Raw genomic sequence first — 10,532 nt, 5'->3', positions numbered from 1 at the left:
TTGAAGCCTACAAAAAATTTTGGAAGGGCTATGTTGATTTTAAGGGCCGTTCAACACCTTCAGATTACTGGTTTGCATGTTCGGCACATCTATTGATTTTCTTTACTTGGTATTTGCTCCTAGCAGTGTTTGAAAGAATGGTAGCTGAAACAGGATCAAGCGATTTATTTACTATTGGTGTTATTTTACTACTTATCTTTTTTGCCTATGGTGTTGCTGCGGTTTTACCTGGTATTGCTCTAACGGTTCGTCGTTTACGTGATGCTGGCTATAATTGGCCGTATATTTTTATTCCTTTAATCCCATTTGTCGGTATTTTTATCTTCATTTTTCTATTATGTCAACCAACAAAAGTAGAAGTGCCATTGAACAACGTCGATAACCCACAGCAATAATGACAATCAACCAACTCTTTGAGTTGGTTTTTCTAATGTCAAAAAAAGTTTTATGTTAATGTTGCACATTTTAATATTTCTGATATAATCTTATCTGAGACTAATCAATACTAAAATATATTTAAGAAATGTGAATATTCTATGAAACTACTTCGTCATTTAAAAGAAAAACGTTACCTTATTTTGGCATTTACCCTACCGGCTATTCTTTTGGCATTGGCTATTGTCTTTTTGCAGCCTGCGCAGAATCATGCTAAGGTCCAAGTTAAGGTGGGGACTAAGCAGTCATCATCAAGCAAACCCAAGGCTTCATCCAAGTCATCGAGCTCAAGTTCGTCGTCATCTTCTTCAACTTCAAGTGAGTCATCAAGCTCAACGGTAGAAGCAGCTAGTCAGACAGAAGCAAGCTCAACTCCTGCGGTAGCATCGGCACCAACGCCTTCTTCAGCACAAGAGGCTTATCAAGCGCCCCAGTATAACTATGTACCACCAACAGCTTATACAGAGTCACATAGTGATGCTCCAAGTTACACAGCTCCTGCCTACAGTGCAGATGTCAGCTCTGGGACAGCAGAATAAGGATTAAAGAAAAGGAATTTAGGTTTAGAGATGAAAAATAAAGTTTTAGCATTAGTAACAGGATTATCTAGTTTAGTCCTATTAGCAGCTTGTTCAAACCAGCAAAATGGGTTGACTTCGACGACTTCATCTTCATCAGTAGAGCAGTCACAATCAAGTAGTAGTGAAAGCTCTAGCATAAGTACAAGTTCAAGCTCTAGTCAAGAGAAAAAGGTAGATACCTCTGCCTATGATAGCATCATTAGTAAGTACCAAACGGCTGTGGCCAACAACCAAACGGATGCCTCACTTAATTCTCTCATTGTGACCTATGCTAATTCTCAAACAAGTCCTGCCTCAACGGTCTATACTTACCATGATTTGGATGGTAATGGTGTTGATGAGTTGATTCTTGCTTTTAAGCCAGGTAAACTCTTTAAAGAACATGTGATTACGGATATTTACACTATATCTAAGGATAGTGGTCAGGTTGTTCGTCTGACAGAGGGGCCACAACTGGGCATGTTGGGTGAGCGTATGACATTGGCCTACCTCATGGATAACACCTTTAGCTACTATGGTAGTGCTGGTGCTATGGCTGGTGGAGGTGCAGGCTACCGCTTTAGTAGTGATGGTCAGTCTCTTGTAAAAGAGGACAGTGATTCGGGTGCTGAAAAAGCAGATCTTTCTAGTTGGGATTGGAAGGACTTGGACAGTGCTTCAAGTAATAGTAGTTCTAGCACAGTGTCACAAACTCAAACCAGTTCGACAGCCCTTAAGGCTGATGAACTCAAAAATGGTAACTACAAGTCAGCTGTAGGGACATGGAAGTCTTCAAATGGAAAGACCATCACCATTACTTCGGACGGACAATTGGAACTCTGGGGATATACCTACCCAATTGATTCAGTGAGTGCAAAACAATCTGACTCAGGTGGGTTCAACCTAACTTATGTTGATTCCAATCCAACAGGTAATACCCCCATTCAGTTCTATCCTAAACGGGTCGCTGATTTTACAAATGCTGGAGACAGTAGCAAGGATCGAATCTTAGCGACGAATGGGATGCCTTCAGAGGAAAGTTATTTTTACAGAGTGGATTAATTTTTGAGAACCAATATATCAATCATAAAGTCAGGCCTAGGGTCTGGCTTTTTTGCCATCCTAACAACTTTCAAGGCGAGACAATTTCTCTATTCTTGTGCTATAATAAAAGTTATGACTAATGAATTTCACCATGTAACCGTTCTTTTGCACGAAACTGTTGATATGCTTGATATCAAGCCCGATGGCATCTATGTAGATGCGACTTTGGGTGGCGCAGGACATTCGTCTTATCTTTTGTCACAATTGTCTGAAAAGGGTCATTTGTACTGCTTCGATCAGGATCAAAAGGCTATTGATAATGCTCAAGTGCGTCTCAAGGATTATATTGATAAGGGGATGGTGACTTTCATCAAGGATAATTTCCGTAATCTCAAGTCCAACCTTGAAGCCTTGGGGGTGTCTGAAATTGATGGCATTCTCTATGACTTGGGTGTCTCTAGCCCACAGTTGGATGAGCGTGAGCGTGGTTTTTCCTATAAACAGGATGCCAAGCTGGATATGCGCATGAATGAGGAGGCGAGCTTGACCGCTTATGATGTGGTCAATACCTATCCTTACAACGATTTGGTGCGTATCTTCTTCAAGTACGGTGAGGACAAGTTCTCTAAACAGATTGCACGTAAGATTGAACAGGCTCGTCAGGTTAAACCAATTGAGACCACGACGGAACTGGCGGAAATCATTAAATCAGCTAAGCCTGCTAAGGAATTGAAGAAGAAGGGGCATCCAGCCAAGCAAATTTTCCAGGCTATTCGTATCGAAGTGAACGATGAGCTTGGTGCTGCGGATGAGTCTATTCAAGAGGCCTTGGATTTACTTGCTGTAGATGGTCGTATTTCGGTTATTACCTTCCATTCTTTGGAGGATCGATTGACTAAACAGCTTTTCAAGGAAGCCAGTACGGTAGATGTGCCTAAAGGTCTACCTTTTATTCCTGAAGACCTTCAACCTAAGGTAGCCTTAGTTAATCGTAAGCCAATCCTACCTAGTCAGGAAGAATTAGAAGCTAATAACCGCTCGCATTCTGCTAAATTGCGTGTGGCTAAAAAAATCAGGAAATAATTATGGAAAATAAGGAACATCAGATTGTTAATAGAGCTATTAGAAACCATATTCGTTTTATGACGCGTATGGAAAAGGCCTTCTATTCGGCAATTGTTTTGACAGCTATTGTGATGAGTATCGCAGTTGTATTTTTACAAGGGCGTAATCAGGCTATCAAGCAACAAATCACAGACCTTAATAGCAAGATTAGTGATGAAAAAACAGAGCTTAACAATGCTAAGCAGGCGGTTAATGAGTTGACTAACTCTGACCGTATTAAAGAGATTGCTAATAAGGCAGGCCTGTCTATTAATAACGATAGTATTAAGAGTGTGAAATAGCCAATGAACAGATTAAGAAAACTTAAACATTTATTTCTAAACTATGTCGTTAGGGATAGGCGAAAGCCAGCCCAGAACCGACAGCACGTTGGTCAGAACCTTATGGTTCTTAGTATCTTTATCTTTTTCGTCTTTATTATCAACTTTGTGGTGATTATCGGGACAGACAGTAAGTTTGGTGTCGATTTGTCGACCCAGGCTGCTAAGTCTTATAACACTAAGACCACAGTGGCTGCTAAGCGTGGTACGATTTACGACCGAAATGGAAATGTTTTGGCTGAGGATTCAACCAGTTATGCCATTTACGCAATCGTGTCTACCAGCTATGTGTCAGCGACTCAAGAAAAACTCTATGTCCAAGATAGTCAGTTTGACAAGGTTGCCGATATTTTAAAGGATAAGCTAGGAATTGAAAAGAGTGCTGCCTTGGCTCAATTGCGTACTAAGGGTGCCTATCAGGTTTCCTTTGGACTAAAGGGGAAGGGAATCACCTACTCTGTTAAAGAAGAACTAGAGAAAGCCTTTAAAGATGCGGGAATTAAGGGGATGGCCTTTGAAGCAACAACGTCACGTATGTACCCTAATGGGACCTTTGCGTCAGAGTTTCTTGGTCGTGCTGAAGCTGTTGAAAATAAAAAAGACGGTTCTTATTCTTTGATTGGTCAGACTGGTTTGGAGCGTTCGCTTAATAGCCTCTTGACAGGGACAGATGGTGAGGCCATCTATGAGAAGGATAAAAACGGTAATACTCTTCTAGGTACGGAAACCATTACCAAGGAAGCAATCGATGGTAAGAACATCTATACAACCTTGTCAGCGCCTCTTCAAACCTTCCTAGAAACGCAGATGGATACCTTTATGGAGCAGACAAAAGGGGTAAATGCTTCAGCGACAGTTGTTAATGCTAAGACAGGTGAGATTCTTGCAACGACACAACGTCCGACCTATAATTCTGATACCCTTGAAGGACAGGCTAAGAAGAACTATGACTGGGTTAACCGTCTTTACGAAGCCCAGTATGAGCCTGGATCAACCATGAAGGTCATGCTCTTGTCAGCTGCTATTAACAATGGAAGCTTCAACCCGAATGCGACCTATAGTAATGCCAACGGTATTAAGGTTGACGACGTTGAAATCAATGACTGGTCAATCAATGAAGGTATCTCAACAGGTCAAAACATGTCATTTGCCCAAGGGTTCTCCTATTCAAGTAACGTTGGTATGACCATTTTGGAACAAGAGATGGGGGACAAAGTCTGGTCTAACTACCTTTCTCTCTACAAATTTGGTCTTCCAACTCGCTTTGGTATGGTAGGTGAGTCTTCTGGTGTTGTCTCTCGAAACTCTGTTAATATCGCTCAATCATCTTTTGGACAAGGGATTTCAGTGACTCAGGTACAAATGCTTCGAGCCTTTACCGCAATTTCTAACAAAGGTATTATGCTGGAACCTCAGTTTATTAAACAGGTTGCTGATGTTAACCAAGGTACTGTCCGTACAGCTAAGAAAGAAGTTATCGGCAAGCCAGTTTCTAAGCAGGCCGCCTCTGAAACTCGTAATTATATGATTTCTGTTGGCACAGACCCAGAGTTCGGTACTCTTTACAATAAATCTGAAGGTTCACCGATTATCCAGGTCGGCAATTATGACGTTTCAGTTAAGTCAGGAACGGCTCAAGTTGCCGATGAAAAGACTGGGACTTACAAAGATGGGGCTAATGAAACTCTCAACTCAGTTGTGGCCATGGTTCCTGCAGATGATCCAGAATACATCATGTATGTGACTGTTCAAGAGCCTAAGACCTGGGATAATAATTTCTATGCGACTGTGGTTAACCCGGTTTTGGAAGAAGCCATGTCTATGGGCGACACCCTAGATACTTCTGTTTCTGAAGGTAGTGAAAAGACCGAAGAAACGAGCTATCAAACTGGCGATATTATCGGTAAGCGTCCAGGTGAGACAGCTAACACCCTTCGTCAAAACTTGATTCATCCGATTGTTTTGGGTGTTGGTGATAAGATTGAGAAGGTTTCTGTAGATGCCAAAGCCAATATTAAGGCTAATGAACAGATTCTTATCATGACCAATGACTTCACAGAACTTCCAGACATGTATGGTTGGACCAAGAAGAACGTTGAAACCTTTGCTAAATGGAAAGGCATTAAAATTACTTACAAGGGTGGCAAGTCAGGGACTGTTACCAAACAAAGTGTTGCGGCAGGAAAAGCCCTGTCTAAAACCAAGAAGATTACCATTACTTTAGGAGACTAAGATGACTATGAGTCTGATAGCAGGCGTGGCCGCCTTTGTGTTGACGGTGCTAGCCATGCCTCACTTTATTACTTACTATAAAATCAAGAAAATCGGTGGCCAACAAATGCATGAAGATGTGAAGCAGCATTTGGCTAAGGCTGGGACGCCAACTATGGGAGGGACAGTCTTCCTAGTAGTTGCTATCTTGGTTAGCTTGATTTTCAACTTCCACGTCTTTAGCGAGGGACACCAAGCCTATGGTGCCACAGTGGGGATTCTCTTTGTCATTTTGATTTATGGAATCATAGGCTTCCTTGATGATTTCCTTAAGATTTTCCGTCAAATCAATGAGGGACTTAAACCTTGGCAAAAGATGGCCTTGCAGATTATTGCGGGTTTGCTTTTCTACTTTATCCACGTACTTCCTAGTGGGACAGATAGCCTAGCTATTGGTGGATTAACCATTCACCTCGGTGTCTTTTATGTTCTCTTTGTCCTATTCTGGATTGTTGGTTTCTCAAATGCTGTGAACTTGACAGACGGTATTGATGGTTTAGCTTCTATCTCTGTGGTTATCAGCTTGATTGCCTATGGGATTATCGCTTTTGTCAAGGGTGAGTTCGCTATCTTGACCATCATTATCACTATGATTGGGGCTCTTCTTGGCTTCTTCGTCTTTAACCACAAGCCAGCCAAGGTCTTTATGGGAGATGTTGGTTCCTTGTCACTCGGAGCTATGCTTGCAGTTATCTCTATTGCCTTACGTGTAGAGTGGACCCTACTCTTGATTGGTGTGGTTTATGTCTTTGAGACAGCTTCTGTCATGCTACAGGTCAGCTATTTCAAATACACTAAGCGTAAGTATGGAGAAGGTCGTCGTATCTTCCGTATGACCCCATTCCACCATCACCTCGAATTGGGTGGTCTTTCAGGTAAGGGCGACAAATGGTCAGAGTGGAAGGTTGATGCTTTCCTTTGGGCAGTTGGAGCACTTGCAAGTGCCATTACCCTTTGGATGGTTCTTGGAAACGTTATGAAATAAATGAAAGGAGCAGAAATGCTCTTTTTTTGTTATAATGATAGGGATAGACTAGATAGAAAAGAAGTAAATAAACATGTCATTTAAAGATTTTAATTTTAAAACATTTATTCAGGAGGCTCTTGACGAGATTAAGTTTAAGGAGCCAACACCTGTTCAACAGAAATTGATTCCTGTAGTCCGTTCAGGTCGTGATTTGGTTGGTGAATCAAAGACGGGTTCAGGGAAGACACATACCTTCCTTTTGCCAATTTTTGAGAAACTCAATCCAAAGAGTGGAGATGTTCAAGTTGTTATCACAGCGCCATCACGTGAATTGGCGACACAGATTTACCAAGCGACAAAACAGATTGCTAAACACTCTGATACAGAAATTCGTGTTGTTAACTATGTGGGTGGTACAGACAAGCAACGTCAGATTGAGAAACTCAAGGTAGCCCAACCTCATATTGTTATCGGTACACCAGGGCGTATCTATGACCTAGTTAAGTCTGGTGACTTGGCTATCCACAAGGCCCATACCTTTGTTGTTGACGAAGCTGATATGACCATGGACATGGGATTCTTGGATACTGTGGACAAGATTGCGGCAAGCCTTCCTAAAGAAGTGCAAATTTTGGTCTTCTCAGCAACCATTCCTCAAAAATTACAGCCATTCTTGAAGAAGTATTTGACCAATCCCGTCATGGAACAAATCAAAACTTCAACAGTTATTGCTGATACCATTGATAACTGGTTGGTATCTACTAAGGGTCGCAACAAGAATGAACAGATTCTTGAGATGCTTAAGGGGATGCAACCATACCTGGCAATGATTTTCGTTAATACCAAGGAACGTGCAGACGATTTGCACAGCTACCTAGTGTCAAATGGTCTTAAGGTTGCCAAAATTCATGGAGGTATTCCACCACGTGAGCGTAAGCGTATCATGAATCAAGTCAAGAAGCTTGATTTTGAGTACATTGTAGCGACTGACCTTGCAGCGCGTGGGATTGATATTGAAGGGGTTAGTCATGTTATCAACGATGCTATCCCTCAGGATTTGTCTTTCTTTGTTCACCGTGTAGGGCGTACAGGACGTAATGGTTTGTCAGGAACAGCTATCACCCTTTATCAACCAAGTGACGACTCAGATATTCGTGAGCTTGAAAAGATGGGGATTACCTTTGACCCTAAAGTCTATAAGGACGGCGAGTTTCAAGATACTTATGACCGTGACCGTCGTGCCAACCGTGAAAAAGCCTATCAAAAACTTGATACGGAAATGATCGGTTTGGTTAAGAAGAAAAAGAAAAAAATCAAGCCTGGCTACAAGAAGAAAATTCAGTGGAAGGTTGACGAAAAACGCAAACGTGAGCGTCGTGCGGCTAACCGTGCTAAGGGGCGTGCTGAGCGTAAAGCTAAGAAGCAAAGTTTCTAAGTATTGGCTTCTAGGTGAGAGCAAATTTTAATTTAAAAATTCAAGAGGTTGAAACCAAAGTGTTTCAGCTTTTTTGATTATTATCAAACTTTTTGGAAACTCAAAAGACCTTATTTAGTTTGAAGATATATTTTTCTTTTGAGCCTAAGGTCTCAAAATTTCCCAACGCTTATGCCTACAAAGTCTTAGTCGTCATTATCACAGCGACAAGTCTCAGTATATGCTCACTACACTCGCAAAATAATTGGCTGTCTTAAGAACTGAAACTATGACAGATTTTAAATAGTTTTATCACAGCCATTTTTAAGAAACTTTTCGTTTAAAGTAAAATAATGTGTAAGTTTGAGGTTATTAGTTGAGTCAACTCTCAAAATCAGGTAGTGACATTTATGTCACTACTTTTTTGTTGGCTTTCTATCTATAATACAATCATAGCTTTTGAGAAAAGGCTAAAAAATATTTTAAAGGAGGTTGTTTTAATGACAACACAAATCATTAACAATTTTAACTCACTTAATTCCGAAGATCTTTCTACTGTTAAGGGTGGAGCATGTAGTTTTTGGGGAGCTACAGCTGCCGTAGGCGTCGGGGCTGTTGGAGGAGCCATTAAAGGTGGTATTCAAACAGGCACTTGGCAAGGTGCAGCCTTAAAGGGTATTGGTTATGGTATTAAAGGTGGGATTACTTATGGCCTTACTTGTCGTTATTAGGCGATTACTGAGTCAATTTTTTGGCCAAATAGTACTTGCGCTCCTAATTTATGGGCTTATATTCTTTGCTTGGCAACACTTTAGAGGAGAAATTTTCTCAATTGTGTGCATCTATGTTAGTATATCCCTAGCAGATGACGTCTATCATCTCGCAGAAGAATATGTAAAAAAGAAAGTTAACTAGGAATACGTTCTTGTTTGAAAAATAGCATGTAAAAACTTGACAGAATGATTGTCAAGTTTTTTTGTGTTAAAATAGAAGTCATGAAAGACATGATTCGAATTCTTCATATCAATGATTTACACTCTCATTTTGAACAGTATCCACAACTCAAGCGAGCTGTGGATGATTTGAGTCAGACGGATAGAGAGCTGATCAAGGTAGATCTTGGGGATAATGTGGATAAGTCCCATCCCTTGTCTGATGCGACAGCCGGGCGTTTTAATGTAGCCTTGATGAATGAATTGGGGATAGACTATGCGACTGTCGGAAATAATGAGGGGATTGGTCTAGCTAAGGAGGAGCTAGACTGTCTTTATGAGCAGGCAAAGTTTCAGCCTATCATAGGAAATCTCAAGGATGAAGGAAGACAACCTGAATGGGCCGATCCCTATCTTATCCATAAAACTAAAGCAGGTACAAAAATTGCTTTTTTGGCCTATACCTTTCCGTATTACATCACCTATGCACCGAATGGCTGGCAGGTGTTAGAGCCTATGGCTAGGTTGGAAGAGGATTTGGCTCGCCCTGAGGTAAGGGATACAGACCTAATCATCGTACTTAGCCATCTAGGTGTCCGCTATGACGAACAGATTGCAGTGACCTATCCGCAGGTAAATCTTGTCATCGGGAGCCACACGCATCACCTTTTTGAAGAGGGCAAATTAGTCAATGAAACCTATTTGGCAGCTGCTGACAGATATGGTTATTATCTTGGCTGTATTGACCTTACTGTGGAAAATGGGCAATTGATAGGATGTCAGATTGAGGCTATCCCCACCAAGTCCTACATCTTGGATTTAGACAAGGAGGACGAAGCCTTTATCAAGGCTATGCGTGAGGAAGGCCATCGTCGTTTAGCTCAGAAAAAAGTAGCTAATCTAGGTCGAGAACTAGATTTTGATGAGACCTGTCAATTGGTTTTACAGGCTGTTTGTCAGGAAACTCATAGCCAATTAACGCTTTTAAATACTGGACTTATCATGAAAACACTAGGTCCTCAAGTGACCATGGCAGACCTGCAAGAAGCCCTTCCTCACCAGATGCGGATGGCACGTCTAGTCGTGACAGGCCAAGAGCTCAAAGAAATCTGTCAGGAAGTTTTTACTAAGGCTGAACTCCTTAAAAATCAAGCTATTAAAGGTATGGGATTTAGAGGGAAGACATTTGGTGAAGTAATCACGGGGAATTTTGCTTACAAAAACGGTAATTTGTTGTATAATAGAAGGGTTGTAGATTCCAATGAGAAGTTTAGTTTGGTCCTTGTGGACCAGTACTACTTTGCTTCTTACTTCCCTACAATTAAGGAAAAGGAAGTTACTCTTCTTTTTCCGGATTTGTTAAGGGAACTTGTGGCCAAGTATTTAGGAAAAAATGGTGCCAATTGGGATAAGATATAGAGACATTATTACAGCATCAGGATAGAAAATAAGAGAGAGCAGAAA

The 10,532-nt window shown here is 41.2% G+C and carries 10 protein-coding genes; all 10 read left to right on the top strand.

Translation table 11 applies throughout. The features are described 5' to 3' along the window. Positions 1-395: DUF805 domain-containing protein (locus HMPREF2697_RS07195; RefSeq protein WP_070850138.1), on the top strand; the 395-nt coding region annotated here is incomplete at its 5' end. 141 nt (positions 396-536) lie between these two features. Continuing rightward, positions 537-974 carry a Wzz/FepE/Etk N-terminal domain-containing protein gene (locus tag HMPREF2697_RS07190; protein WP_070850135.1) on the top strand — a complete coding sequence of 146 codons (438 nt, stop codon included), beginning with the start codon at positions 537-539 and terminating at the stop codon, positions 972-974. Positions 975-1,004: 30 nt separating this feature from the next. Then, positions 1,005-2,057 carry a hypothetical protein gene (locus HMPREF2697_RS07185; RefSeq protein ID WP_070850133.1) on the top strand — a complete coding sequence of 351 codons (1,053 nt, stop codon included), beginning with the start codon at positions 1,005-1,007 and terminating at the stop codon, positions 2,055-2,057. A 114-nt stretch (positions 2,058-2,171) separates the two neighbouring features. Continuing rightward, positions 2,172-3,122: a 16S rRNA (cytosine(1402)-N(4))-methyltransferase RsmH gene (gene rsmH / locus HMPREF2697_RS07180; protein WP_002888254.1), complete on the top strand. Its 951-nt coding sequence runs from the start codon at positions 2,172-2,174 to the stop codon at positions 3,120-3,122. A 2-nt stretch (positions 3,123-3,124) separates the two neighbouring features. Beyond that, on the top strand, positions 3,125-3,445 hold the full coding sequence (ftsL, locus tag HMPREF2697_RS07175) for a cell division protein FtsL (RefSeq protein WP_002891750.1): 321 nt from the start codon (positions 3,125-3,127) through the stop codon (positions 3,443-3,445). Positions 3,446-3,448: 3 nt separating this feature from the next. After that, positions 3,449-5,716, top strand: coding sequence for a penicillin-binding protein PBP2X (gene pbp2X / locus HMPREF2697_RS07170; RefSeq protein ID WP_045001445.1), 2,268 nt, complete (start codon positions 3,449-3,451; stop codon positions 5,714-5,716). Between the two features lies 1 nt (position 5,717). Further along, positions 5,718-6,740 (top strand): phospho-N-acetylmuramoyl-pentapeptide-transferase, encoded by a 1,023-nt coding sequence (mraY, locus tag HMPREF2697_RS07165; RefSeq protein WP_014632644.1) that lies wholly within the window; start codon positions 5,718-5,720, stop codon positions 6,738-6,740. 73 nt (positions 6,741-6,813) lie between these two features. Continuing rightward, positions 6,814-8,157: a DEAD/DEAH box helicase gene (locus HMPREF2697_RS07160; protein WP_014632645.1), complete on the top strand. Its 1,344-nt coding sequence runs from the start codon at positions 6,814-6,816 to the stop codon at positions 8,155-8,157. A gap of 479 nt (positions 8,158-8,636) precedes the next feature. Then, a complete protein-coding gene (locus tag HMPREF2697_RS07155) occupies positions 8,637-8,867 on the top strand; it encodes a Blp family class II bacteriocin (protein WP_014632646.1) in 231 nt (76 codons plus the stop codon). Positions 8,868-9,131: 264 nt separating this feature from the next. Next, positions 9,132-10,487 carry a bifunctional metallophosphatase/5'-nucleotidase gene (locus HMPREF2697_RS07145; RefSeq protein WP_045001451.1) on the top strand — a complete coding sequence of 452 codons (1,356 nt, stop codon included), beginning with the start codon at positions 9,132-9,134 and terminating at the stop codon, positions 10,485-10,487. The last annotated feature ends 45 nt before the right edge of the window (positions 10,488-10,532 follow it).

The sequence above is a fragment of the Streptococcus sp. HMSC064D12 genome, from assembly GCF_001837205.1.
GTDB lineage: Bacteria > Bacillota > Bacilli > Lactobacillales > Streptococcaceae > Streptococcus > Streptococcus salivarius_D.
This window is presented reverse-complemented; position numbering and strand designations above follow the sequence as displayed.

Bases quoted from the DNA above. Each gene is read 5' to 3' on its own strand.
- HMPREF2697_RS07190 (WP_070850135.1), top strand. From the start codon at position 537: ATGAAACTACTTCGTCATTTAAAAGAAAAACGTTACCTTATTTTGGCA.
- HMPREF2697_RS07185 (WP_070850133.1), top strand. From the start codon at position 1,005: ATGAAAAATAAAGTTTTAGCATTAGTAACAGGATTATCTAGTTTAGTC.
- rsmH (WP_002888254.1), top strand. From the start codon at position 2,172: ATGACTAATGAATTTCACCATGTAACCGTTCTTTTGCACGAAACTGTT.
- ftsL (WP_002891750.1), top strand. From the start codon at position 3,125: ATGGAAAATAAGGAACATCAGATTGTTAATAGAGCTATTAGAAACCAT.
- pbp2X (WP_045001445.1), top strand. From the start codon at position 3,449: ATGAACAGATTAAGAAAACTTAAACATTTATTTCTAAACTATGTCGTT.
- mraY (WP_014632644.1), top strand. From the start codon at position 5,718: ATGACTATGAGTCTGATAGCAGGCGTGGCCGCCTTTGTGTTGACGGTG.
- HMPREF2697_RS07160 (WP_014632645.1), top strand. From the start codon at position 6,814: ATGTCATTTAAAGATTTTAATTTTAAAACATTTATTCAGGAGGCTCTT.
- HMPREF2697_RS07155 (WP_014632646.1), top strand. From the start codon at position 8,637: ATGACAACACAAATCATTAACAATTTTAACTCACTTAATTCCGAAGAT.
- HMPREF2697_RS07145 (WP_045001451.1), top strand. From the start codon at position 9,132: ATGAAAGACATGATTCGAATTCTTCATATCAATGATTTACACTCTCAT.